This is a genomic window from Pseudidiomarina piscicola (genome assembly GCF_902806985.1).
GTDB lineage: Bacteria > Pseudomonadota > Gammaproteobacteria > Enterobacterales > Alteromonadaceae > Pseudidiomarina > Pseudidiomarina piscicola.
Window position 1 is genome coordinate 222634 of the sequence record NZ_CADCXY010000004.1, and the last position, 25248, is coordinate 247881.

Here is a 25248-nt window from a genome sequence, read left to right on the forward strand (position 1 = left end):
GCGTAAAGTGGTACGCAACGAACGCACAATGACAAACGAGGTTTCTAATGGCACGTTTCCCTTTTGATTGGCAAGACCCTTTTCAACTCAACGACATGCTTACCGAAGAAGAACGCATGATTCGTGACACTGCGCACCAATATTGTCAGGAAAAACTGATGCCGCGCGTGTTAACCGCTAACCGTGAAGAGCGTTTCGATCGCGAAATCATGACCGAGTTGGGTGAACTTGGTTTGCTCGGCGCGACCTTGCCTGAAAAGTACGGCTGCTCTGAAGTAAATCATGTCTGTTATGGTTTGATTGCTCGCGAAGTGGAGCGCGTCGACAGTGGCTACCGTAGTGCCATGAGTGTTCAGTCGTCTTTGGTTATGCACCCAATTTATGAATATGGTAGCGAAGAACAACGACAAAAATATCTGCCTAAGCTTGCTAGCGGCGAGTGGGTTGGCTGTTTCGGCTTAACGGAACCTGATGCCGGTTCTGACCCTGCAGGCATGCGAACCACTGCGAAAAAAGTTGACGGCGGTTATGTGCTCAAAGGCACCAAAATGTGGATCACCAACTCGCCGATTGCCGATGTATTCGTCGTTTGGGGTAAACTTGATGGCGAAATTCGTGGCTTTATCTTGGAAAAAGGTATGCCAGGGCTTTCTGCTCCTAAAATTGATGGCAAGTTCTCACTGCGCGCATCAATTACCGGCGAAATTGTGATGGACAACGTCGAAGTGCCAGAGTCTGCCCTACTGCCGAACGTCAGTGGCTTGAAAGGCCCCTTCGGCTGCTTAAATAAAGCGCGCTACGGCATTGGCTGGGGCGCTTTAGGTGCCGCCGAGTTCTGCTGGCACGCAGCACGTCAATACACCCTTGATCGCAAACAGTTCGACCGTCCGCTAGCGGCCACACAACTGGTACAGAAAAAGCTAGCCGACATGCAAACCGAAATCAGCGTTGGCCTATTAGCCTGTCTGCAAGCCGGCCGCTTAATGGACGCTGGCCAGCTGCCTCCTGAGACCATTTCACTCATTAAGCGCAACTCATGTGGTAAAGCACTTGATATTGCCCGTGTCGCTCGTGATATGCACGGTGGCAACGGTATTGCCGATGAGTATCACGTGATTCGTCACGTCATGAACTTAGAAGCCGTGAACACCTACGAAGGTACCCACGACGTTCATGCGCTGATTCTTGGTCGCGCACAAACGGGCATTCAAGCGTTTGCTGGTTAGTTTATCTAACTAAGTTAGTCTACGGAGGCGTTTATGGCTGCAGCAATGCACCCATGGCTGGGCCAGTTTATCCAGCGTATTGAACAACACGAATTGCCGCACGCGCAGGCCGCGGGCGGTGTCCTTAGCGATGCGGAATTAGTGGAGTTATTCGATTCACAATTGGCCAGTCGCTTACTCGACTTACAGTCGCGGCTGATGCAAGCCGCGGGGCAAAGCTTTTACACCATTGGCAGCTCAGGCCACGAAGGCAATGCGGCGGTAGCAAAAGCGCTGCGGGTCACTGATCCTGCGTTTTTGCATTATCGTAGCGGTGCGTTTTTCCTGCAGCGGGCGAAACAAAAACCGGGAACCACGCCGCTTTACGATATGCTGCTGAGCTTTGCGGCTTCCAGCGACGACCCAATTTCCGGTGGTCGCCATAAAGTACTCGGCAGTCTTGAGCTGCACGTACCACCGCAAACCAGCACTATTGCCTCGCATCTGCCCAAAGCCATGGGGACCGCATTCGCGATCGGGTTATCGAAGCGTTTACAACACCAAGGCACCTGGCCTAACGATGCGATTGCCATGTGTAGTTTTGGTGATGCGTCCGCCAATCATTCAACCGCGCTTGGTGCCATCAACTCGGCCAGTTGGGCGGCTTATCAACAAATACCGATGCCGTTACTCTTGGTTTGTGAAGACAACGGCCTCGGCATTTCAACGCATACGCCACAAGGCTGGATCCAACAGCAACTCAGCCAACGGCCGGCGTTGAAATACTTTTTTGCCGACGGCAGTAACCTTGCAGAAACCTATTTGGTTGCACAACAAGCGGCGGACTATGTGCGCAACAAGCGCAAACCAGCAGTACTGCACTTACGCACCATACGCTTGTTTGGCCATGCCGGCGCCGATGCCGAGGTCGCCTATCGCAACAAACAAGAGATCCATCGTGATGCCGAGCGCGACCCCCTCCTGTACAGCTGTGCGGCACTCATCGCCCGCGGCCTGTTTGACCACGACAGCCTGGTCGCGCACATCCGTCAGCAACAGCAACGCCTAGTGCGTATCGCTGAACAAACGACGCAACAACCCAAGCTCACACAGGCCGAGCAAGTGATGCAATCGATTGTTCCGCCTGCTAAAGATGCAGCCTCGTTACCTGCGGTGCCAGATGAAGCACGGCGCCAGCAACTATTTAACTGGGACAAACATAACGCGGGTAAACCACAGCATCTGGCGAAGTTACTCAACTGGGCGCTGCACGATTTAATGGCGCAGTTCAATAACATCGTTATGTGCGGAGAGGATATCGCCAAAAAAGGCGGTGTGTACCACGTCACTCAGCATTTAATGGAAGCTTTTGGCCCGAACCGTGTACTGAATACCGTGCTCGACGAGCAAAGTATTCTCGGGTTAGCCATTGGTATGGCCCAGCAAGGCTTTATCGCCATGCCGGAAATTCAGTTCCTTGCTTATGTGCATAACGCTGAAGACCAAATCCGTGGCGAAGCGGCAACCTTGTCGTTTTTCTCGAACGGTCAATATACCAACCCAATGGTGATTCGTATCGCCGGCTTGGCTTATCAGCGCGGCTTTGGCGGGCACTTCCACAACGACAACTCGTTCGCTGTGTTCCGAGATATTCCGGGAGTCATTGTGCTGTGTCCATCGAATGGCGTTGACGGCGCGTTGCTAATGCGCCAAGCGGTACATTTAGCGGCGATTGAACAGCGTGTGGTAGTGATGCTCGAACCGATTGCATTGTACATGGCTCGCGACCTACACAGCGAAGGCGATAACGGTTGGCTCTGCCATTACCCAGACGTGCAGCAACCGATTCCTGAGCTCGGCGAACCAGCGGTACACGGTGATGGCGAAGAACTGGCGATTATTTCGTATGGCAACGGCTATTACTTAAGCCGTAAAGCTGAACGCCAACTTGCTGAGGCAGGCCATCGGGTTCGAGTGCTGGATATTCGCTGTTTGGTTCCATTGCATGTCGATAAAATCGTTGCCGCGCTTGGCAATACCACGAAGCTGTTAGTGGTCGACGAGTGCCGGCGTAGAGGCTCCTTAAGTGAAGAGTTGATCACGACCTTACATGAACGCTATCACGGTAAATTTGCTATTCAACGCCTAACCGCAGAGGACAGCTTTATACCGCTTGGCCAAGCCGCTTACTCGGTGTTGCCATCGAGTGATGCGATTACCGATTTAGCCTTGTCGATGCTAGAGGAGACCTCGTCATGAAGAAAACCGCACTGGTGATTTGCCCTGGCCGAGGAACCTATAACAAACCCGAACTTGGCTCGATCTCCGCGAATATAGCCGCATCTTCGTCAACTATCCGCGAAGATTTACAATCGGTATTGGACACAATTGACGCCGAACGAGCCGCTTTAGGGCTCGCCACGGTGTCAGAACTTGATCAAGCCAAACTCTTTAAAACCTCTATTCACCAACGTCCAGAGAATGCCGCAGCACTTATCTACGCCGCCGGTTACCTTGACTTTCTTAGCATTGATCGAGAGCAGTACGACATTGTGGCAATGACCGGAAACTCGATGGGTTGGTACACTGCCATGGCTTGTGCCGAAGCTTGGTCAATTAGCACCAGTACCAAACTTGTGACCAGCATGGCGCAGCTCACCGCAGACGGCGAAGGTGCACAGTTTATTTATCCTACGGTAGATAGCGAATGGCGCCCTGATGTCGAGCGTATCGCTGTTGTAGAAGAACAGATTGCGGCTCACCCCGGCGCCTTAATGCACTCGATTCACTACGGCGGCTATGCCGTTCTTGCCGGTACGGAAGACGCCTGTAGCGCCGCACTCGCAGCGTTACCGAAAGCCGATGAACGGTTTCCAATGCTCTTACCCGGTCATGCCGCATTCCACACCAAACTGATGCAGGGTGCCGCGGAACAAGCGCAAGAAACTTGGCCGATTGCAGCATTTCAAGCACCTCAAACACCTTTGGTTGACGGCCGCGGTTACCAATGGCTCACACCCACCGCAGATATGCCCGCGCTGCACAGTTACACCTTGGGTCATCAAGTCACGGAAACCTATGATTTCAGTAAAGCCGTTCAGGTAGCAGTCAAAGACTATGCACCCGATCATATTATCTTACTGGGACCAGGCAACGGTCTTGGCGGCGCGGTCGCTCAAGCACTCATTGCGATTGGTTGGCAGGGGCTTAGCGACAAAGCGGACTTCAGTGCGCGGCAAGAAGCCGAGTTACCCTACGTGATCAGTATGGGGATGCCTGAACAACGTGCTCTGGTGACAGCTGCGCAAAGTTAACCGGCAACTGTCGTAGGCAGTTTTTGCCACGCGCGGTTAAGTCGGTCATAAATTGAAACTGTTGCCGTGGATCAATGGGATAGGCTTTCAAACGATAGTGTGTCCCCCACGGCTCTTCTTTGGCCACAACCACGATGGGCTTGGCGAGTTGTACATAAGGGCTGGTGAGCGCGACATCTTCTAGCAGATGTTTCACCCGATGCGCATCGTGCTCGGGGTGCAAGTAAAAGTCCACGACACACATCAAGCTGGGTCCACCATTGTTGGCATTGTGAATAAGATTCGACCACAGCTTAAGGTGAGGAATAAACACCACCGTATCGTCGGGCGTCACAATTTCAACAGCGCGCATACCGATATGCTTCACTTCACCGTAAGTGCCTTCGACTTCAATCCAATCACCGGGCCGATAAGGCAGCTCATAGACCGCCACGATTCCGGCAATGAGACTACTCACGTAGTCTTTTAGTGCAAAGCCAATTGCTAACCCGGCAGCGCCTAATATGGCCACCATGTTTTGCATCGTCGGCTCAATCACCAGTGGCACAATCCACACAAAACCAATGATAAATACAATAACCCGAATGGTCGGTATCATTGCCAAGGCAAACAGGCGCTGCTTGCCATGCAAATGGTCGGCAAACCAAGGTAAAACCTTCTGACTGGCAAGCACAATCGCGGTCGCCACAGCGAACACTAGCGCTATTTCGATGAGTACGCCGCTGGTAATCTCTCTAAATAAACCTAAGATCTTTTCAGTGTCCACTTTGCGACCTCGCTAAAATCCATCAAGCCAAAAGCCGCGGGCGGCTAGAAATTCCCGCACTTCGATATAGGCATAGACCGTGACGCGCCATATTTTCTCGTCATCAAGCTCCACCACAGCATTTTGCTGCAAGCGCAGCAGTTGCACATCGAGTTGCGCCGGCGCGAGCATCGGTAACACCTGCTGCAAGTATTCGCCCCGCAGACCATGGTGCAATAACAGGCTATATAAGATAAACGCCGTAGCATCGTCGGCCTCACCGGGCAAACGGGGCAAACTGCGTTCCGGATTTTGTTCCACGGCCCAATGGGCTAGCGCAACGCCCAGGTTGCCACGCGCTCGGGCAGTGACTTTTCGTAAACGCTTGTCACTCGCTACGATGCCGCTTTGGCGCAGTAACTCGGGGCTTGCCGCTGCAAAGCAGTAACAATGGGGCAAACTTAACGGCCAAGCACGCTGCAAAAACGCATAGGTCCAGCTATCAATCACCACTACGCCACAACCAATCTCGCCACGTAACAAGCGCGGCAAAAGTGCTCGTATAAATTGCATGTGCGCGGTGGTGCGTAACCAAAACGATGAGAATTCATCAAGTAGCCAAGTATCACATTGTTGTTGCTGCCACCAAGGGTCAGTATCAGCTTGCTCTAATTGTTCGATGCTTGGCGGGGTCAGTTGGGTATAGCCTTGTTGTTCGGCCCACTTGCGCATAATCGCCCCGCAACCACTAAAAGGCGGGCTTATGACAAAACGTACCGAGGGCGCATCCTCTTCATTAAAGACTGCATTCACAGCTGCGACTGCTGGCTCTAGAGCAAACTCAGAGTAACTAGGGAAGTCTTGCTCATCAGGTACAGCGTCGTCATCGCTATCGGCGCCCAAAAGCTTTCGAAGGTGCGACCATGTTTGTTGAATCACCGTGCTCGCAGGCGCTGATGGCCGCTCAAACTGTTCCATCGGGATCAGTTGCCAGTGGTTGCTTTTGGTCATAAATTTAAGCCATCCTTAAGTTTGACTTTGTATTACACTGTACACCATCTAGCAGAAACCAAAAGAGCAGCAATGAAACCGTCACAACAAGGACTTATGCGGATTGTCCGAGCAACTCAAAACTCCTTACGAGGTCTTGGCTTTGCAGTGCGCTCAGAAGCCGCTGTTCGACAAGATCTACTCCTTGCCGCCATACTTATCCCAACAGGTATTGTGCTCGGTGACGGTGGTGTGGAACGAGCCCTTTTGGTGCTACCGGTATTGCTGCTACTTATCGTAGAATTCTTAAACTCTGCCATTGAAGCCACGGTCGACCGCATCAGCCCCGACCTGCATGAGCTCAGCGGCAAAGCAAAAGATATTGCTTCAACCGCTGTCATGTTTGCCCTGGTGACTATCGCGGTCACCTGGTTACTGATCTTATTTGGTTAGTCGCTGTAGGTAATTTTCGCCTGGCCTATGGTATTGGCATCTGTACCAAACCACAGGCTCTGACTTGCGTCGTCAAACACCATATGACGCACGGTACCACCACCACTGGGAACCGCAACAGGGTCGGTAAAGGTCTCTGATTCAATATGGAAACCGACAATACGATTCGGTTGCGGGCCAGTTTCCGCAAACCAAATATAACCTTGGTTGTCTGCGGCCATCGCATAAGGTAGCGAGCCACCGCTTGCCGGCATCTGCCATTCACTCACCGTCTCTGTTTGGCGGTCATAACGGCCTAAATACCCACCCGCATAATCCACATACCAGACGCCACCGTCAGTGCCTTCTGCAAGCCGCCGTGGACGATTTGCGCTAGCGCGCGGCAATTCAATCTCGACGACTTCAGCATCTTCATAAGTGACTAATTTATTTGAGCCAAACAGTGTCAGCCACGGCTGGTCGTCGATCAAAATAAGCCCGTAAGGTCGCGCCCGCGGGGTTGCAATATCGTATAACTCAATCGACTCTTTGTCGGCATCAAAAAAGCCGAACTTATTGGCGCCTTGGGCGGTGAACCAAATGTCTCCGCTACTGGTAAACTGCATGGTATGGACATCACGACGTCCATCTCCTGGCAGCGGGTATTGCGTAATCGAGTTGTCGTCATGGGCAATTTTACCGATATGCGCCGCTTTATTTCCTGCATACCAAGCACCTCGCTGATCGACAATGATATTGTGTGGTCCGGCACCGTCCGGCAAGTCAATCCGCTCGAATGACCCGTCTTTTGGGTTCAACACCGCAGCATAATCGGCGCGCTGTCCAACAAACCACACACGATTGTCTGTCTGCACGTAAGGGTCACGCGGTCGTGAATCAGGCCATGGCACCTGCCATTCGTTAATGGTGACCGTCGCACCACTTGAACTAAGTAACACACTAAGCGTTAGACCTAACATAATGACCTCCTACGAGAGTCGTAATTCAACTTTAAAGAGTATCGCCTAAGTAGCGTTGCACCGACTGTCGCCACTCGGCACTTCGGATGTGGCGTAGTAAGCTACGGTTTATCGCTTCGCGCGTACTGGCTTCTGGTGGCAATACCAAAGCGTAGTCTTGCAGCGCAAAAACGTCTTTCAATACCGTTAAACCGGAAAAGTTTTTCCGTAACTGATATTTCAATAACGGTGCGTCATATACCACGGCATCGGCTTTACCTTCTTGAACCGAGGTTAGGGCCAGCGCTAAGTTGGTATTTTGCTGATAGCCAATATTCTCTCGATCTAACCAAGACGCACTGTACGACGCAGGTACGCTGGCAACGCGTACGTTCACCAAGTCGTCTTGCCCTTGTACCCGCGTTGATAGTTTATTGACGGTCAAGGCGGATGTGATTGAAGCAGTAAAGCTCGATATTATAATCACACTAGTAAACATCCAGATTAATGCAACCCCACGACCAAGAGCTGTCTGTGGCGACTTATCGCCATAGCCTACGGTTGTCATGGTCACGGCCGCCCACCAAAAGCCCGCGCCGATACCTTTTAATTTTGTGGTACTGAATTCATCGCGGTTGTGCCGCCGCTCTGCTAGCCACACTAATGCGCCTGCCGCCATTAATACGGCCGAAAGCACTAATAAAACAGTTAAAAATTCGAGGCTAAAAAAGCGTTTGGTGATGGTCCACCAGCCCGGCTCCGCTACGGCTGGCACGGCGATGCCAAGGCCCGCATTATAAAACGGTAAGGTGAAATCGATTCGTTGCTCACGGGCAGCGGTCACCGATACCGCACCCAACCCCACGTCAAATTGCCCATCAGCAACGCCATCAATTAGCTCTTCGAGACCGGCCTCATGATAGCGAAACTGGTAATTGTTTACGGCAGCAATCTGCTCCCACAATTCGATTGTTAAACCGTGGTACGCGCCGCCTTCGTCTTTCATTACGAACGGTGGACTCAGGCGCACCGCAACTTCCATGACGGCTGGCTCGGTTTGGCTAGGCTCGGTTTGTGCTAGCGACGCCAGCGGCCAAAGTAAGAGCGCCAGCACCATGAGTCCGCGTAGCTGAATTTTCATCTGAACTCCTTGTTTTTGTAGTCATGCTCAAGGCACACTAATCTTAGTATACAGACCTCACTCGAAAATGGATGGTTATGGAAATTTTCATCGCAGTACTGTTTTTCGCTTTTTCGACCACAATTACCCCAGGTCCAAACAATGTCATGATCATGTCATCTGGTGTTAATTACGGTATTCGCGCCAGCATGCCGCATTTTTTAGGTATCTGCTTCGGCTTTCCATTGATGGTACTTTTGGTTGGCTTTGGGTTTGGCGTGATCTTCGAGCGCTTTCCAAATCTTCATCAACTGATCAAAGTGGTTGGGGTGCTCTATTTGCTCTGGTTAGCATGGCATATCGCCAGCGCCGAACCAAAAGCCATCAAAAAAGGAGAGAAAAAGCCTTTTAACTTTTGGCAAGCTGCATTATTTCAATGGGTTAATGCCAAGGCTTGGATGATGGCATCCGGTGCTGTTGCCGCCTACACCTCGGTGAACGGCAACCCTGTCGTCGAAGTGCTAGCCATTACCTTAGCGTTCTTTCTAATGGCCTTTCCATGCGTGGGAAGTTGGCTGTTATTTGGTTCGTTGTTGCGAAAAGTGCTCGCCAATTCGGTATTTCAGCGAGTGTTTAACATTACCATGGGGCTCATTTTGGTGGCATCCATTATTCCCGTGTTGCAAGAACTGTGGACCTTCTACTTTATGCCAACGGGTTAGTGGTTGAAGAGAGGCTCTTCTTCAGCATCAAGATAAGCAGTAATGGCGTCGATAAAGGCGGCACCGTAGCGCTCAAGCTTGGTTTGTCCGACGCCTGAAATCAACAACAGACTGGCTTCATCGGTTGGGTAATGAACCGCCATTTCCACTAGGGTGTTGTCGTTAAAAACTACAAAAGGTGGTTTTTCTTCGGCATCAGCAATCTTTTTACGCAGTGCGCGTAAACGCCGAAATAGCAATTTGTCATAATCGCCACGGTCGGTCACTTTTGGCTTACTCACGGCCAGATTCATACGAGGTTCAGCCAATGACAAGGCTATCTCGCCGCGTAGCACGGGTCGTGCCGCCTCGGTTAATTGCAAGGTGCCGTAGTGCTGGATATTTTGCCAGACTAAACCACGGTGAATCAGTTGCCGGATAACGCCTAACCAGTGTGCTTGGCTTTTTTCAGCCCCCAAACCAAAGGTCGATAATTGCTCGTGGCCAAGCGCAGTTAAACGCTGAGACTTGCTACCGCGCAGCACATCGATAACGTGGTTGGTGCCAAAACGTTGGCCTACCCGGTAGATGCAGCTCAGTACTTTTTGGGCATCGACCGTTCCATCGTATTGCCGCGGTGGGTCTAGACAAATATCGCAATTCCCGCAGTTGGTATCGCGAAATTCATTAAAATAGTTCAGCAGTACCAAGCGACGACATGTTTGCGCTTCACCCAGAGCTTGCATAGCGGTGAATTTATGCAGCTCTACTTGCCGACGCTTCTCATCTGGATGGTCGTTGATCATGCTACGAATCCAGCTCGCGTCACTTGGATCGTAAAGCAATAGCGCTTCGGCCGGCAGCCCGTCTCGCCCCGCGCGCCCAGTTTCCTGATAGTAGGCTTCAATACTGCGTGGCACATCAAAGTGCACCACAAAGCGTACGTTTGGCTTATTGATGCCCATGCCAAACGCAACGGTCGCGACCACCACATCTATATCGTCACGCACAAAGCCGCGCAGTACTCGGGCGCGTTCCTCATGGGTTTTCCTGGCATGATACGCGGCCACTCGCACGCCATCGAGCGCTAACCGCTCGGCAAGTTCATCAACGCGCTTGCGGCTACCACAATAGACAATGCCCGAAGCCCCTTTTTGCTTCGCGATATAATCGCGTAACTGCTTCTGCGGCTTAAATTTTTCCTCGACAATGTAACGAATCGTGGGCCGGTCGAAAGAGCTTTTATAAATAACCGGTTGGTGGAGGTGCAGGCGCTGCACGATGTCTGCTTCGGTGGCGGCATCGGCGGTGGCCGTAAGCGCCATAAAGGGTAGTTGCGGTAAGGCTTCACGAAGTTGCCCGAGCTGGCCATATTCGGGACGGAAATCGTGCCCCCACTGCGAAATACAGTGCGCTTCATCGATCGCTACCAGGGTCACATTCCATTGTTGCAGCTGTCGCATGAAATAGGGTTGTAGCGCACGTTCGGGGCTCACATACAACAGCCGCAATTGTCCTTCGCTCGCTTGCTGCAACAATTGCTGTTGTTGTTCTGGCTCTAGCCCATTGTGCAGCGCACCGGCCGATACCCCCATCGTTTGCAGGCTTTCAACTTGGTCTTGCATCAATGAAATGAGCGGTGACACCACCAAGGTCACGCCTTCTCCCATGATTGCCGGTAACTGGTAGCAAAGTGACTTGCCGCCTCCTGTTGGCATTAATACCAGCGCATCTTGGCCAGCTCGAACCGCCTCGATCACTTGCTCTTGGCCCTGCCTAAACTCGGCATAACCAAAAACCTCGGCAAGGACTTTTGACAGCGGTTTCGCAGTCATTTTTGACAGCTCCGATTGACGCTTGTGGGTAATTAGCTCTATTGTATGCATCCCAAGCGCGCATCACCACCACCGAAAGATCATTTGCGACGAATTAGTGTGGTAACTGCATAGTTTTCGTACAACCTCTAATGTGTCACCAGAACACCGAGACTTTTCTTATGACCGATGATGCAACTCGCAGCCGCCACGGCGTGATATTCGCCATTGCCGCCTACACCATGTGGGGCATTGCGCCTATTTATTTTAAGTTGCTGCAACAGGTACCTGCGATTGAGATCCTTAGCCATCGAATTATTTGGTCGTTTGTATTAGTGGCGTTCTTGATTTTTGCACTGCGACGTTTTCACCGTATTAAGCCGGTTTTGAAAAATCGCTCGCAAATGCTGCGGCTGACCGTTGCCACCTTCCTCCTGGGGGGTAATTGGTTTCTCTTTATTTGGGCCATTAATACCAACCACATTCTTGACGCCAGCTTGGGCTATTACATTAATCCCTTGCTGAATGTTGCTATTGGCATGTTGTTTTTTGCTGAGCGAATGCGCCGTTTCCAACTCATTGCCATAGCCTTAGCTGTGGTGGGGGTGCTGGTACAGGTGATTAGTTTTGGTTCAGTGCCGTGGATTGCGCTGGCTCTGGCATGCAGTTTTGCGACTTATGGTGCTATCCGCAAGCGTTTGCCGGTCGACTCAATGACGGGGCTGTGGCTTGAAACCACCATTTTGCTGCCGATTATGCTCATCTATTTACTGTTTTTTGCCGACTCAACGGCCAGTGACATGACGCAAAATACTTGGCAGCTCAACCTACTGTTGATGGCCGCAGGAATTGTCACCACCGCACCGCTGCTGTGCTTTACCGCTGCTGCCCAGCGCATTCGCTATGCCACCTTGGGGTTCTTTCAATATATAGGCCCCAGCATTATGTTTGTGTTGGCGGTATGGATCTACGGCGAACCGCTAGCAAGCGACAAACTGCTAACCTTTGCAATGATTTGGGCGGCCCTGGCGCTTTATAGTATCGATACGCTGATTCATCAACAGCGCTCTAAACGAGCATAAGCAACCACTAACCATTTGCTGCCTAGGTCATCAAAGTTCACTTGAATTCGGCTTTGCGCACCCGAGCCTTCATAGTTAAGAACAGTGCCTTCACCGAACTTAACATGTCGTACTCGCTGGCCCAGCTGAAAACCGCTTTCTTCAAAAGCTTCATGACTTGCTGCAGTGTTGAAGCGACCATAGTTCGGTGCTTCCGTGGTAAAGTTACGATGACTTTGCATACGCACATGGTGTAGATTTTCAGCGGGGATCTCGGCAATAAAGCGACTCGCGCTATGCAGCTTTTCTTGGCCGTAAACCCGCCGCTGTTCAGCGTAGCTAATCACCAGTTTTTGCATGGCGCGAGTCATGCCTACGTAGCATAAGCGCCGTTCTTCGGCGAGTCGTCCAGCTTCATCGAGCGACTGCTGAGAAGGAAACAGGCCTTCCTCAACGCCACACATAAATACCAAGGGAAACTCCAGCCCTTTAGCACTATGTAAGGTCATCAGCTGTACCGAATCTTGATGCTCGTCGGCTTGTTCCTCACCCGACTCTAAAGCGGCGTGGGCGAGAAAGCCATTTAACGGCGACAACTCTTCATCGTCTACACGGTCAAGTTGATCAAAGTTGTCGCAGGCGTTAACCAACTCTTTTAAGTTCTCTACCCGAGTTTCAGCTTTTTCGCCTTTCTCGGCTTGGTACATGGCCATTAACCCACTGCTTTTTATCACAGTGTCTACTTGTCGGCCTAAACTGTAGTCATTGGTTTCGTCTTCCAACTGCTGAATCAGGTCGACAAACGCCAATACCGCATTCGCAGCACGCCCAGTCAGAACCTTTTCCGTCGCCAATTGCTTCGCTGCCAGCCATAACGACGTGCCGCGCTGGCGAGCACCGTCACGCACAATTTCCAAGGTTCGAGCACCAATACCGCGGGTTGGCGTATTGATGACGCGCTCTAATGCTGCATCATCGTCTCGATTAGACAGCAAGCGTAAATAGGCCAATGCATCTTTAACTTCCTGGCGGTCAAAGAATCGTAAGCCACCATAAATTCGATAGGGGATACGTGCATGCAGCAAGGCTTCTTCTAATACCCGCGACTGCGCATTACTGCGATACAGTAAGGCGACGTCTTGCAAGGCATTACCTTGCTCGTGCCAAGCTTCAACTTGGCTGGCAATGTAGCGCGCTTCATCGAGTTCGTTATAGGCTGCATACAGGTCAATAGGCTCGCCCATGCCGCCTTCGGTCCACAGCTCTTTACCAAGCCGATCGTTATTATTTGCAATCACGCTATTGGCAGCACTAAGAATGGTATTGGTCGAGCGGTAATTTTGTTCCAGGCGTATAGTGTCGACCTTTGGAAAGTCGAGCGTAAACTGGTGTATGTTTTCTATTTTGGCACCGCGCCAGCCGTAAATAGACTGATCGTCGTCGCCCACAATAGTGACAAAATTTTCATGCTCTTTGTCACTACCTGCGCCTGACAGTAACTTCACCCATGCATATTGAATGGAGTTAGTGTCTTGAAACTCATCAACCAATAAATGACGAAAGCGCCGTTGGTAGTGTTCACGCACAATACGATTATCGCGCAACAATTCGTGGGCACGCAGCAGCAATTCTGCGAAGTCAACCAGCCCCGAGCGGTCACAGGCGACTTGATAGGCGTCGTAGATCTCTTTGTAAGTGCGCTCATTGAAATCATAACCATCAAGATGATGGGGGCGTAAGCCTTCATCTTTTTTGGCATTGATAAACCATTGTGCCTGCTTTGGTGACCAACGCTTTTCGTCAAGATTAAGACTTCGCATGATGCGTTTCAGCATCCGTTGTTGATCGTCACTATCTAAGATTTGAAAGTTTTGCGGTAACCCTACATCCATATAGTGCGCGCGCAGCAAGCGATGCGCCAAACCATGGAAGGTACCTATCCACATTGCTCGAGTGGAGCTGCCGACCAGCTCCTCTACTCGCCCGCGCATTTCTGCAGCGGCTTTATTGGTAAAGGTCACTGCCATAATACTGTACGGTGACAGCCGCAGCTCTTGTATTAACCATGCAATACGATGCACCAATACGCGCGTTTTACCACTACCGGCACCGGCCAGTACTAACATGTGCTGTTCCGGTGCGCCCACGGCGGCACGCTGCTTTTGATTAAGTTGCTCGAGCAGGGGATGCGAGGTCATAGCACTATCCATTCGTTGAAAGCTGAGGTCAGTTTAAAGGCCGACTACTGTATATGCAACCAGTTACCAAAATTCTTACTTCAGTAGAAGTTGCCGCAACTGGCTCACGTCACTCAGGGTTACCGTCGGTAACACCTGAAGCGCGTCAGCGGTATAAATGCCACCTGAAAACCAAACGGTTTGCCAACCCATTCGTTGGGCACCAAGCACGTCAGCATAAGGACTATCGCCAATATGCAACCAACCTCTGGGAGCGACTTTGGGGAACTGCGGCATTACCTGGGCAAACATATCACTATGGGGTTTACCGCGCAGGCCATTACCTGGCTGAACGACGGCCGCAAAGTAATCACGCAAGCCTATTGCTTGGGTATCCACATTGCCGTTACTCAGGGCCACTAAGGGGAAATGCTGACCTAGTTCTTGCAATAAGTCATGTGTTGCCTGCGGCACTGACACTTGATTGCGGTACTCCAAAAAGGTCGCAAAGGCCTGTTCCGCACCTTGTTCGGCCTGTGGCTTAGACACGCCTAACGCCATTAAACCGCGAGCTAAGGTGGCTAAGCGCAGAGCCGTCATATCGCTCGCTAGGCTTACCTCTGTTTGCATCAACTGCCAACGTCGCTGGGCCCACTGTTGTTGGCTCCATTGTTGAGCTTCGGGAAACATTGCGCAGAGGGCTTGATAGCTTTCAGCTTCAGCGCGCAGCATCACCGGCACATTATCGTACAAGGTGTCATCAAGATCGAAACTTAACGCTTGAACTGGGTAGAGACGGCGATAAAACTGCATAGCGTCCTTATTCTGTTGTTATTTCTTACGAGCTCTCGGGTGCGCGGCATCATAGACCTTTGACAGGTGCTGAAAATCGAGGTGGGTATAAACCTGTGTGGTGCTTAAGTTGGCATGCCCCAAAAGTTCTTGAACCGCACGTAAATCACCGCTCGATTCTAACATATGTGAGGCAAAAGAGTGCCGTAGTTTGTGCGGGTGTAGGCTGCCATTGAGCCCCTGCAAACGGCCCCAATGATTGAGTCGTTGCTGCACTGTGCGCGGACTAATTCGGCGCTGACGCTGACTAATAAAAAGCGCCAGCTCTTGCAAGTTGCCATGCAACCACTTGCTACGTATGGGGAGCCACTTGCGCAGAGCCTCAGCAGCACAGCGGCCATAAGGTACAATGCGAGTTTTCCCACCTTTACCCAATACCCGTAATTCTTGATGGCGCGGATTAATACCGTCGATATCTAGTGCGACAAGTTCAGCCAAGCGCAAACCACTGCCGTACAACAATTCCATAATGGCGGCATCACGAATCGCCAGGTCATCATCTTCAGGAAGTTTTAATAATTGACTGATACTATCGACATCGAGGTTTTTAGGTAACCGTTTCGCTGTTTTCGGTGCTTTGGTTTGCTTGGCAGGATTGTCGTGTCGCCACCCCTGCCGAATACAGTAATCAAAACAGGTACGCCACGCCGCTAAGCGCAGGGCCAGCGACGAATCACCTAAACCTTGGTGCCGCCACTGCATAAATAAGCGTTCAAATTGCGCAACTTCGACAGCCGCGACCTGTTCAATACCCTGACTTTCAAGAAACACAATATCGTGCTTCAGTACGCGGCCGTAGTTCGCCAAGGTATGCTCGGCAAGGCCTCGCTCGCCGGCTAAATGATCAAGGAACTTCTGTCGTACCTCAACGAGCTTCATGGTGCTGTAACAGCGGCGGTAAGATCTGGCTCAGCAATACCTGCAGTTGCTTCACCAACAAGGTGTCCATAGCAGGCTCGAAATGCCCGGCATCATGATTCCCGATAGCGAGCATGCCTAGCTCACCTTTTTCACCAAGTAAAAGTAGCACCACTGAAGCAATGGTTTCGCTTGGGAATAACAATTTTTGTTCGTCGGTGGTAAGTCGCCCGAGATAAATAGTGTCTTCGTTGAACCGTTTGCTCAGCAGTTGCTTATGCGTATCGGCCGCGAAGGTAAACTGTGACTCCAGCTCTAGTGGGCTATCGAAAAACTTAAGCGTTAACGCTGGCATCTGTAACTGCTCTGAGAACGTTTGTTGCAGGCTGTCCATCACTTCAGCTAGGCTCTTGCTTTGTAGCAGCTTTACATAGAGCTCACTAAAATAACGAAACAGCTCTTCATTACGCCGTGCGGTAATCATTAACTCGGTAATTTCTTCTTCAAGCTGGTGCACCCGTTGCCGTAACACCTGCTGCTGCCGCTCCACCAACGATACGGCCGTACCCTGGGTTTGATGGCGTACACTTAAATGCTGAAGCAGGTCGGTATGGCGATCAAAAAAGTCTGGGTTTTCTTCTAAGTAAGCGGCGATCAAGCTATCGTCAACGACCGCTGTTGGCGCTTGTTTTTTGGCTTCATTGCTCATAGTTTCATATATCCATCATAGACATGTGTCGCTGGGCCCGTCATTCGTACCGTTTGCCCGGGCTGCCAACGAATACTTAACTGCCCGCCTGGTACCTCAACCAATACCGTGTCGTTGAGTTTCCCCATACGCATACCAATCACTGCCGCAGCACATGCGCCACTGCCGCAGGCTTGAGTTTCGCCCGCACCTCGTTCATACACACGTAATTTGATGTGATTGCGATCAATGATTTGCATAAAACCAGCATTCACGCCTTCGGGAAAGCGTTCATGGGTTGCCACGGCTTGACCTAAGCTCGCCACCGGTGCTTGCGCAATATCATCGACCTCGGTCACACAGTGGGGGTTACCAAGCCCCATAACGCCACAAAGAACTGTTTGCTCTTGCACCCTCAACACGTAGGTCAGTTCTTCTTTGTTCGCTTTAAAAGGAACGGCGTTAGGGGCAAACCGAGGTTCACCCATTTCTACTGTAATACGCCCATCGCGTTCATGATGCAAGACCATGGTTCCAGCTTTGGTGCTTACCCGCAGGTGATTCTTGTTACTTAACCCTCGTTGCCGCACAAACAGCGCAAAACAGCGAGCACCGTTCCCACACTGCGCCACCTCAGTACCGTCGGCATTAAAAATGCGGTAGTGAAAATCCAGATCTGGATCATAAGGTGGCTCGACCAACAAAAGCTGATCAAAGCCGATGCCTCGGTGCCTGTCGGCCCATTGACGGATCTGTTCTGGGTTCACAAAAATCGTTTGGGTAACGTTATCAATCACCATGAAATCGTTACCTAAACCATGCATCTTGCTAAAATTCACGCATCATCTCCAAGTACGTGCTCACCCTGCCACAAGCTTGCCAACGGTTCTCGTTCACGAATCAAGCTCGCAGTCTCGCCATGCACCATTACCTCAGCCGCGCGCGGTCGGGTATTGTAGTTTGAGGCCATGGTAAAGCCGTAAGCGCCGGCATTCATAACCGCCAATAAGTCACCTTCTTGGGCCGCAAGGTGTCGTGCATGACCAAAAAAATCACCGGTTTCGCATACCGGCCCCACCACATCGACTAAAGGCTCATCAACACCCTGATGGCGTTGCACTGGCACTATATCGTGATAAGCGTTATACAAAGATGGGCGCAGCAAGTCGTTCATACCCGCATCCACCAACAAAAAGTTTTTTTCACTACCAGGTTTGTAGTATTCGACTTTTGTCACCATGATGCCAGCATTACCGACAATTGCGCGCCCCGGCTCGAGCATCAAGGTTAAGTTGCCAATCTCTTTGGCGCGCCTTTGCAACTCTTGTAAGTAACCACTTACTTCTAGCTTTTCCTCATGCTGATAAGGAATTCCAAAGCCGCCACCCATATCAAGGTGGGTGATCTGAATGCCTTCTTCACGCAATGTGCCAATCAAATTAAACATTCTGTCGGCGGCATCGAGAAACGGCTGAGGGGTTAGGATTTGTGAGCCGATATGACAATCCACACCGCGCATGTCGAGATTTTCGAGTGCCTGACCACGGCGGAATACATCAAGCGCCTCGCCCATCGCGATACCAAACTTGTTGGCTTTTAGGCCCGTCGCGATATAGGGATGTGTTTGTGCATCTACGTCTGGGTTCACTCGCAACGAGATAGGTGCAACGACGCCTTTTTCACTTGCGATGTGCTGAATTCGCTCTAATTCAGCAGACGATTCAACGTTGAAGCAGCCAATATTTTGATCGAGCGCATAAGCAATTTCTTCATGGCTTTTACCAACGCCAGAAAACACAACGTCTTCTGCTTTACCGCCCGCAGCCAAGACGCGAGCCAGTTCACCACCGGAAACAATGTCAAAGCCCGCGCCAAGACGTGCCAGTACATTTAAAACCGCCAGGTTTGAGTTGGCCTTCACTGCATAGCAAAGCTTATGTGGTGCCGGCCAATGTTGTGAGAACTGCTGCCAATTCGCGGTGATCGCGGCTTTGGAATACACAAACAAAGGTGTACCATGCGTTTTTGCAAGTTCGGTGACGGCACATTGTTCGGCGAAAAGTTCGGTTTCTTTATAGGTAAAGCTCATAATACTTTTTGAGGTCCTTGTACTGGCTCTGAGGCTACATTTGCCGATGGTTGGTTCTTTTCTGCCGGTGGCGGCATCTCTAATGGCCCCTTTTGGCCACAGGCGACCAAACCTAAGGTTGCTGCTACAATAATCGGACGCATTACTTTCAGCTTAAACATCGGTAAACTGTACCCTTGTGAATTGCGAATTAACCATGCGCTTATCATCGCATTGCAGCGCGCAAATGTCATTATCAGGAGTTGACATGCAAGACCACGATTATCATGAGTTAGCCGAAGCAACGATTTTGGCCATTGAAGAAGCATTCGAACAGACAGGTATTGATATCGACAGCGAGTCGTCTGGCGACTTACTCGAGTTAACCTTCCCCAATAGCACCAAAATGGTGATCAATAAGCAGCCCCCGCTACAGCAGCTTTGGGTCGCAACCAAGTTTAATGGTCACCACTTTGAATACCGTGACGGCCAGTGGATCGACAATCGCACAGGTGCAGAACTGTGGAGCTTATTATCCGAAGCCGGTAGCAAGCAAGCAGAACAAACTATCATGCTAACAGCGGAGTAAGTATGGCAAGCACATTACGCATAGCGACACGCAAAAGCCTTTTAGCATTGTGGCAAGCGGAACATATTAAAGCGCGACTAGAAGCTTTGCATGAAGGGCTTAGTGTGGAATTAGTACCGATGAGTACCAAGGGCGATATTATTCTTGATACGCCGTTGGCAAAAATTGGCGGCAAAGGGCTTTTTGTAAAAGAGCTAGAAGTCGCCATGCTCGAGGAGCGGGCCGACCTTGCTGTGCACTCGATGAAAGACTTACCGGTAGAATTCCCCCCAGGGCTTGAACTCTTTGGTATTTGCGAACGTGAAGACCCACGTGACGCGTTCGTTTCCAATCATTACCACAATCTTGATGAGTTACCTGAAGGCGCCATTGTCGGCACTTGTAGCTTGCGTCGTAAGTGCCAAGTGTTAGCGAACTATCCGCATCTGCAAATTCGTGATTTACGCGGTAACGTACAAACTCGACTCGGCAAACTTGATGATGGCCAGTTTGACGCCATTATTCTCGCCGCATCTGGCCTTATTCGCTTAGACCTTGGTGAACGCATTCGCCAACGAATTCCAGCGGAAACCTGTCTACCCGCAAACGGTCAAGGCGTTCTTGGTATTGAATGCCGTACCGATGATACCGCTACTAAAGCCCTTTTAGCTCCTTTAACCTGTCCTGACACCCGTAGCTGTGTATTGGCCGAACGGGCAATGAACCGTCGCTTGCAAGGTGGTTGCCAAGTTCCTATCGGCGCCTATGCCGAGCTGAGCGGCGATCAGCTCCACTTGCGCGGCTTAGTCGGTCGTCCTGATGGTAGTGAAATCATTGAAGGGGATATCAAAGGTCACCGCGATCACGCCGAAGCACTCGGTACCGAGCTGGCGGAGTATCTTTTAGCGCGCGGAGCAGGCAAGATTCTTGACGACGTTTATGCGGAAAATGAGCTGCATTCATGAGCAACGTACTGATTCTTCGACCTGAAGCGCAAGCTGCAGAGCTGCGTCAGCTGATGCAACAGCAAGCGAACAAACTGTCGCAGTCGCTGGCAATCGAGTGTGCCAGTATGTTGAAGATAAGTGCGTATGATGATCCCAACCATAGTTTAATCAGCATTCTTGGGCAACAATGGGATGGTGCAATGATGGTGAGTGTTAATGCCGCCCATTATTTCGCACAACAAGCCCGCGAATGGGCCCCTAACTCGCCGATGCCACGCTGTCGCTGGTACGCAGTGGGCCCCGTCAGTGCCAATGCGATAGCTGATGTGGTGGGCAGGCCAGTGAACTGCCCTTGGCGTGCACACAACAGCGATGCCTTGTTGGAGTTACCTGAATTACAAGATGTTGCCGGGCAGCGCTGGCTATTGATTCGTGGCCACGGTGGACGTGAACTCTTTGCCGATACCATGCGTGCCCGGGGGGCTGAGGTTTGTTACCTTGAAGTCTATCAGCGGCAACCTAAAACTGCCGAGGCGGCGCAATTTGAAACTTGGCAGCAGACTATTGATACTATAATGGTGAGTAGTGCCGAGCAGCTTGGCGCATTTTTAGCTGCCGCACCCAATTCAGCGCGAGAATGGCTAAGCCAGTGCACGTGGGTCATGGCAAGCGCACGCCTCAAACAGTTATTACCTGACGCCTTGAGTCAGCGCGTAGCAGTTGCCGAAAGTGCCGCCAGCTTTGCTATGGTAGAAGCTTGGCAGCGTGGCATTCAATTAACGAAGGAAGTTTAGACCATGGCAAATGATTCGAAGCAGGACACCGCAACTGAGCAACCAGACACGCCCCAGAAAAAAGGCTCCATTGCGTGGCTCGTGGTATTGCTACTGATAGTGATCATTGGCCTCGCGGGTTGGCTCGGCTACCGCTATGTTTACCAAGACTTATTAGCCACGAACCAAAACTTGCAACAGCAGAGTGCACAGCGACAACAACAGCTTGAACAACTCAACAATGAGCTACAGCAATTAAAGCAACAGCAGCAGCGACTACCACAACAAATCGAACAAAATCTCGACCAGGTTGCCAACAGCCTGCGCCGTAACGTAAGTGATCAAGCGCAAGAGTTATCAGACGTGCAACGCGCGGTGCAATCGGTACAGGCCGAATTTGCAGCGCTGGATGTTTCTCAGGCCACCGCATGGCGCGTACTCGAAGCTCGTCATTTGGTCGAACAAGCCAGCCATAAGCTTTATATCGATCAGCAACCAGAATTAGCTATGCAGTTGCTTGAGTTAGCAGACTCGCACCTGGCGGCACTCAACAACCCAGCGTATCAAGGCATTCGACAAGCAATAAATGACGACAAACTGGTCTTAGCAACGATCAATACCAACGCCCATGTTGATACGGCAATGGCACTCACCAGCCTGCGCGCCCAGTTAACCAGTCAACGCTGGATTGTGAGCGCCCCAAGTCGCACGTTGTCTAGTACAGACGTCGCTGCCGATGCACCTTGGTATACGCGTTTACAAGCCAGTGCCCAGACCCTATTTAATCAGTTGATACGTGTCCAACACCGCGAACGTCCAATTGAACCTCAATTATCAATGGCGTTTGTTGAGCTGACCAAACAGCGGGTACTGTTGCAATTACAACTCGCACAGCAAGCGGCGCTTACCCAGTCTGATCAGCTTTACCGAGACAGTATCAGCGAAGCAAAACACTTGGTAGCTGAGGTTGCTGCACAAAGCGACATTGACCTTAGTGCACTGCAATACCAGCTTGCCCGTTTGGCGAGCCCACAGCTACAAGCAGAGTTACCGGCACAGCTACGTAGCCTGCCTTTGATTAACCAAAAGGCGCGCGCGATCACCGCAGGAGCGACCCCATGAAATATGCTTGGATTATCGTCATACTGCTGATAGCCGGGCTCTTTATTGGTCCACTTTGGGAAGGCAATACTGGTTACATGTTAATTGCCGTGGGCAACTACACCATTGAAACCAGTTTGGTCGCTGCCGTGATCATGTTAGTGATCACCGTGATTTTAATACGCGTCCTCCTCGCTTTTGTGATGCGCATTGTGCGGGGCACGAGTTGGGGTATCAAGTGGTTCGGCCAGCGTCGCACCAGCAAAGCTCAAGCAGCGCTAACTGAAGGTGCCACGGCACTGGTCAATGGCGACTCCCATGCTGCGTCAAACGCTTTTAATCGTAGCTGGCAGTTACGCCACGACGGTACCGTGGCATTGTTCGCAAGTTACGCAGCGGCACGTAACGACGACTACAACCAAGCGCGGGAGTGGTTGCAACAAGCACCTAAGCCGACCGAGCTAAGCTTGGCGGGAACCTTGTTTAGCCTACAACAAGACCCTGATCTAGCGGCCAATCGTATCGACGAACTTCAGCAATTGCGGCGACAGTACCCGCGTCATCCGCAATTGGCGCGTTTAGCTTTAAGTGCTTACCAAAGCCTTCATCGCTGGGACGATGTCATTGCCTGTCTTGCTGATTGTGAACGCTTGCAACTTCTGAATTCAACAGAGCTAACTGAGTTTACCGAACAAGCTTATCGCGAGAGTTTTCTGGCGTCAGGCCGTGAAGGGAAAGCTAGCTTAGCAACGCAATGGCGCAACTTAGCCCGCGACAAGCGCCGTAATGCCCCCATTCGCCGAGCTTATATCGCTGTACTGAAAGTGTACCAACAACTCGACGCAGCCGATAAAGTGGCCGCACGCGGGCTAAAACGAGGAACACTTGAACTCGCACATTTGCTGGAAAAGCAGTTGTTGGTTGCCGGACCCGAGCTGCGTGACTATTTACAGGGGCAATTGAAGAAGCACCCTGAAGATGGCCTGTTACTGCAAGCTATGGGGCAAGTCGCGTTAGTCACTAAAGAATGGGCTTTAGCTGAGCGAGCGTTACGACGTGCAGCTGAATTAGTCCCCTCGCGTCGGGTATGGCTCGATCTTGCGCATGTCTATGCCGCACAAGGCAACTCACAAGCAGCCCTTGAAGCATACGAAAAAGCGCTGCGAGATTAATCGCAGCGCTGTTCAATTTTACCGCTCAATTACTGACGAATACCTTCAATTGAAAGGTACATGTCGACCGTTTCAGCAGCTGGTCCTAAATCATAATCAAAGCCAAACTCAGCTGGCGTTAGTGTAACCATCCCTTCAAAACCACGGCGAAAGCCACCCCATGGATCAGCGCCCGCACCGACTTCGGTCACATCGATAGCAATCGATTGAGTAACGCCACGCAAGGTTAAATCACCCGTCAGAATACCGCTGCCATCACCATTCGGAGCATAGCTGGTCGATACAAAGCTCGCTTGTGGATAGTCTTCTACTGCGAAGAAGTCGTCGCTACGTAAATGCTTATCGCGTTCTGCATGGTTGCTATCTAAGCTAGCGGTATCAATGGTGACTTCCACTGATGCAGCACTTGGATTGCTCTCGTCAAAGCTAAACGAGCCTTCGAATTCAGTAAATTCGCCCAGCAAGTAGCTGTAGCCCAAGTGACTAACTTTAAATTGTATGAAGGCATGTTGTCCGTCAATATCAATCACATAGTCTTCTGCTTGCGAATTTGCGCTGACGCCCATCAAGGCGGTACTTAGTAGTGATGCAAGTAGCAATTTTTTCATGGTAAACCTCCTACGGTTTTGGTTTCAGCATACGCTTAAGCGTGTCATGCTTATCTATAAAATGATGTTTCAAGGCCGCTAAAGAATGCCCTGCAGCTAAAATCACAAGACTCAGTGCTGCATACCAGTGCACGTCACCAGCTACGTCTTCCTGCTGCGGCAGCCCGGTGATTAGAGCGGGAATCTCAAACCAGTCGAATACGGATATACCGCGACCATCCGCCGTCGAAATTAAATAACCACTGATCATCGTCACCAACAGCAATGTGTACAACAAGCCGTGCCCGGCTCCTGCTGCAACCTGCTCAAACCGCGTTCCATAAGCCACGGGCTTGGGGTTTACCCAGCGCCAAAGCAAACGAACGAGAGTCAGCAACAATAACAGCAGACCAAAAGATTTATGCCACCAAGGCCCTTCGCGATACCAGGGATCGTAATAGCTAAGAGTTAACATCCAATAACCCAAAGCAAAAAGACCAATGACGGCCACGGCCGAGAGCCAATGAATTGCGATAGCGATCCAGCCATAGCTAGATGAGTCATTCTTCAACATAAGCTGTTCCTAAATAAACACGGTATTATTTTAGTTTAATTGAGGGAAATGAATAGCGGTAAAAATAGGCAAATCCGTTCGGTTAAAGCGAATGAAGGGCAAAGGCGAAGAGCGTTGTTCGTGCGTTCGGCTGCGCCTCACTGTTCGTTGTTCGTACGCGCTTCGCGCTGCTCGCAAAGGCGAAAGCGCTGTTTGTTTTATCTTTTTCAAACAGCGAACAGCAAACAGCAAACATCGCCTTTCGCTCTTGCTCTTTTTGTCTTTTTCAAACAGCGAACAGCGAACAGCTAACATCGCTCTTGTCTTTGCTTTTTTTAAACGACGAACAGTGAGGCGCGAGCCGAACGTACGAACAACGAACAGCGCAGCGTACGACCAACGAATAGTGAGGCGCAGCCGAACGCACGACCAACGCTCTTTTGTTTCCACAAAAAAAAAGCCCCCAGCGTTAGCTGAGGGCCTCTTCTAAATTAAAGCCTGGCGGTGTCCTACTCTCACATGGGGAAGCCCCACACTACCATCGGCGCTGAAGCGTTTCACTA

26 protein-coding genes are annotated in these 25248 nt (G+C 51.0%); 11 read left to right on the forward strand and 15 right to left on the reverse strand.

From position 1 onward, the window contains the following. Window positions 1–47 precede the first annotated feature (47 nt). The 3 genes from PSI9734_RS09430 to PSI9734_RS09440 are packed head-to-tail and all read left to right on the forward strand — an operon-like array spanning window position 48 to window position 4519. Window positions 48–1226 carry an acyl-CoA dehydrogenase gene (locus PSI9734_RS09430; RefSeq protein WP_173920882.1) on the forward strand — a complete coding sequence of 393 codons (1179 nt, stop codon included), beginning with the start codon at window positions 48–50 and terminating at the stop codon, window positions 1224–1226. 33 nt (window positions 1227–1259) lie between these two features. Then, window positions 1260–3464, forward strand: coding sequence for a thiamine pyrophosphate-dependent enzyme (locus PSI9734_RS09435; RefSeq protein WP_173920883.1), 2205 nt, complete (start codon window positions 1260–1262; stop codon window positions 3462–3464). Further along, window positions 3461–4519, forward strand: coding sequence for a malonyl CoA-ACP transacylase (locus PSI9734_RS09440; protein WP_173920884.1), 1059 nt, complete (start codon window positions 3461–3463; stop codon window positions 4517–4519). The genes PSI9734_RS09435 and PSI9734_RS09440 overlap by 4 nt, the downstream gene beginning before the upstream one ends. Here PSI9734_RS09440 and PSI9734_RS09445 read toward each other — a convergent pair. Both PSI9734_RS09445 and PSI9734_RS09450 read right to left on the reverse strand, forming a co-directional pair. Further along, entirely contained in the window at window positions 4467–5285 is an 819-nt protein-coding gene (locus tag PSI9734_RS09445; protein WP_173920885.1) for a mechanosensitive ion channel family protein, read from the reverse strand. The genes PSI9734_RS09440 and PSI9734_RS09445 overlap by 53 nt on opposite strands. Before the next feature lie 12 nt (window positions 5286–5297). After that, a complete protein-coding gene (locus PSI9734_RS09450) occupies window positions 5298–6275 on the reverse strand; it encodes a hypothetical protein (protein ID WP_173920886.1) in 978 nt (325 codons plus the stop codon). 72 nt (window positions 6276–6347) lie between these two features. Here PSI9734_RS09450 and PSI9734_RS09455 point away from each other — a divergent pair, with 72 nt between their 5' ends. Then, on the forward strand, window positions 6348–6707 hold the full coding sequence (locus PSI9734_RS09455) for a diacylglycerol kinase (protein WP_173920887.1): 360 nt from the start codon (window positions 6348–6350) through the stop codon (window positions 6705–6707). Here PSI9734_RS09455 and PSI9734_RS09460 read toward each other — a convergent pair. Further along, entirely contained in the window at window positions 6704–7666 is a 963-nt protein-coding gene (locus PSI9734_RS09460; RefSeq protein ID WP_173920888.1) for a Vgb family protein, read from the reverse strand. The two genes, PSI9734_RS09455 and PSI9734_RS09460, sit on opposite strands and share 4 nt — an antisense overlap. 31 nt (window positions 7667–7697) lie before the next feature. Continuing rightward, complete coding sequence (locus PSI9734_RS09465) at window positions 7698–8786, reverse strand: transporter substrate-binding domain-containing protein (RefSeq protein WP_173920889.1); 1089 nt, start codon at window positions 8784–8786, stop codon at window positions 7698–7700. Window positions 8787–8863: 77 nt separating this feature from the next. On the opposite strand from PSI9734_RS09465, the gene PSI9734_RS09470 reads away from it, so the two are divergent. Then, a complete protein-coding gene (locus PSI9734_RS09470) occupies window positions 8864–9487 on the forward strand; it encodes a LysE family translocator (RefSeq protein ID WP_173920890.1) in 624 nt (207 codons plus the stop codon). Here PSI9734_RS09470 and recQ read toward each other — a convergent pair. Further along, window positions 9484–11301 (reverse strand): DNA helicase RecQ, encoded by a 1818-nt coding sequence (gene recQ, locus PSI9734_RS09475; RefSeq protein WP_173920891.1) that lies wholly within the window; start codon window positions 11299–11301, stop codon window positions 9484–9486. The two genes, PSI9734_RS09470 and recQ, sit on opposite strands and share 4 nt — an antisense overlap. 161 nt (window positions 11302–11462) lie before the next feature. On the opposite strand from recQ, the gene rarD reads away from it, so the two are divergent. After that, window positions 11463–12362: an EamA family transporter RarD gene (gene rarD, locus PSI9734_RS09480; protein ID WP_173920892.1), complete on the forward strand. Its 900-nt coding sequence runs from the start codon at window positions 11463–11465 to the stop codon at window positions 12360–12362. Here rarD and uvrD read toward each other — a convergent pair. The 7 genes from uvrD to lptM form a co-directional block, all read right to left on the reverse strand. Then, the gene (gene uvrD, locus PSI9734_RS09485; protein WP_173920893.1) at window positions 12338–14539 is read right to left on the reverse strand and encodes a DNA helicase II; all 2202 of its coding nucleotides are present in this window, start codon (window positions 14537–14539) and stop codon (window positions 12338–12340) included. The two genes, rarD and uvrD, sit on opposite strands and share 25 nt — an antisense overlap. Window positions 14540–14614: 75 nt before the next feature. Beyond that, window positions 14615–15331, reverse strand: coding sequence for an HAD-IA family hydrolase (locus PSI9734_RS09490; RefSeq protein WP_173920894.1), 717 nt, complete (start codon window positions 15329–15331; stop codon window positions 14615–14617). An 18-nt stretch (window positions 15332–15349) separates the two neighbouring features. Next, a complete protein-coding gene (locus PSI9734_RS09495; protein ID WP_173920895.1) occupies window positions 15350–16249 on the reverse strand; it encodes a tyrosine recombinase XerC in 900 nt (299 codons plus the stop codon). Continuing rightward, window positions 16236–16937: a DUF484 family protein gene (locus PSI9734_RS09500; protein ID WP_173920896.1), complete on the reverse strand. Its 702-nt coding sequence runs from the start codon at window positions 16935–16937 to the stop codon at window positions 16236–16238. Before PSI9734_RS09500 ends, PSI9734_RS09495 begins: the two co-directional genes overlap by 14 nt. Then, a complete protein-coding gene (gene dapF, locus PSI9734_RS09505) occupies window positions 16934–17740 on the reverse strand; it encodes a diaminopimelate epimerase (protein WP_217420778.1) in 807 nt (268 codons plus the stop codon). The genes PSI9734_RS09500 and dapF overlap by 4 nt, the downstream gene beginning before the upstream one ends. Window positions 17741–17751: 11 nt before the next feature. Next, window positions 17752–19005, reverse strand: a complete 1254-nt coding sequence (lysA, locus tag PSI9734_RS09510; protein ID WP_217420776.1) for a diaminopimelate decarboxylase — start codon at window positions 19003–19005, stop codon at window positions 17752–17754. After that, the gene (gene lptM / locus PSI9734_RS09515) at window positions 19002–19166 is read right to left on the reverse strand and encodes an LPS translocon maturation chaperone LptM (RefSeq protein WP_173920898.1); all 165 of its coding nucleotides are present in this window, start codon (window positions 19164–19166) and stop codon (window positions 19002–19004) included. Before lptM ends, lysA begins: the two co-directional genes overlap by 4 nt. A gap of 86 nt (window positions 19167–19252) precedes the next feature. Between lptM and cyaY the strand changes: the two genes are divergently transcribed. Genes cyaY through PSI9734_RS09540 form a run of 5 tightly spaced genes read left to right on the forward strand, consistent with a single transcriptional unit; the run spans window position 19253 to window position 23545 of the window. Continuing rightward, window positions 19253–19573, forward strand: a complete 321-nt coding sequence (gene cyaY / locus PSI9734_RS09520) for an iron donor protein CyaY (RefSeq protein ID WP_173920899.1) — start codon at window positions 19253–19255, stop codon at window positions 19571–19573. A gap of 2 nt (window positions 19574–19575) precedes the next feature. Beyond that, window positions 19576–20517 carry a hydroxymethylbilane synthase gene (gene hemC / locus PSI9734_RS09525; RefSeq protein WP_173920900.1) on the forward strand — a complete coding sequence of 314 codons (942 nt, stop codon included), beginning with the start codon at window positions 19576–19578 and terminating at the stop codon, window positions 20515–20517. Further along, entirely contained in the window at window positions 20514–21293 is a 780-nt protein-coding gene (locus PSI9734_RS09530; RefSeq protein ID WP_173920901.1) for a uroporphyrinogen-III synthase, read from the forward strand. The genes hemC and PSI9734_RS09530 overlap by 4 nt, the downstream gene beginning before the upstream one ends. A gap of 3 nt (window positions 21294–21296) precedes the next feature. Next, window positions 21297–22394 (forward strand): uroporphyrinogen-III C-methyltransferase, encoded by a 1098-nt coding sequence (locus tag PSI9734_RS09535; protein ID WP_173920902.1) that lies wholly within the window; start codon window positions 21297–21299, stop codon window positions 22392–22394. Further along, window positions 22391–23545 carry a heme biosynthesis HemY N-terminal domain-containing protein gene (locus PSI9734_RS09540; protein WP_173920903.1) on the forward strand — a complete coding sequence of 385 codons (1155 nt, stop codon included), beginning with the start codon at window positions 22391–22393 and terminating at the stop codon, window positions 23543–23545. Before PSI9734_RS09535 ends, PSI9734_RS09540 begins: the two co-directional genes overlap by 4 nt. Window positions 23546–23574: 29 nt before the next feature. Here the strand turns inward: PSI9734_RS09540 and PSI9734_RS09545 are convergent, their stop codons facing one another. Genes PSI9734_RS09545 through PSI9734_RS09555 form a run of 3 tightly spaced genes read right to left on the reverse strand, consistent with a single transcriptional unit; the run spans window position 23575 to window position 25135 of the window. After that, the gene (locus PSI9734_RS09545) at window positions 23575–24153 is read right to left on the reverse strand and encodes a YceI family protein (RefSeq protein WP_173920904.1); all 579 of its coding nucleotides are present in this window, start codon (window positions 24151–24153) and stop codon (window positions 23575–23577) included. A gap of 10 nt (window positions 24154–24163) precedes the next feature. Then, the gene (locus tag PSI9734_RS09550; protein WP_173920905.1) at window positions 24164–24706 is read right to left on the reverse strand and encodes a cytochrome b; all 543 of its coding nucleotides are present in this window, start codon (window positions 24704–24706) and stop codon (window positions 24164–24166) included. 30 nt (window positions 24707–24736) lie between these two features. Next, complete coding sequence (locus PSI9734_RS09555) at window positions 24737–25135, reverse strand: hypothetical protein (RefSeq protein ID WP_173920906.1); 399 nt, start codon at window positions 25133–25135, stop codon at window positions 24737–24739. Between the last annotated feature and the right edge of the window lie 113 nt (window positions 25136–25248).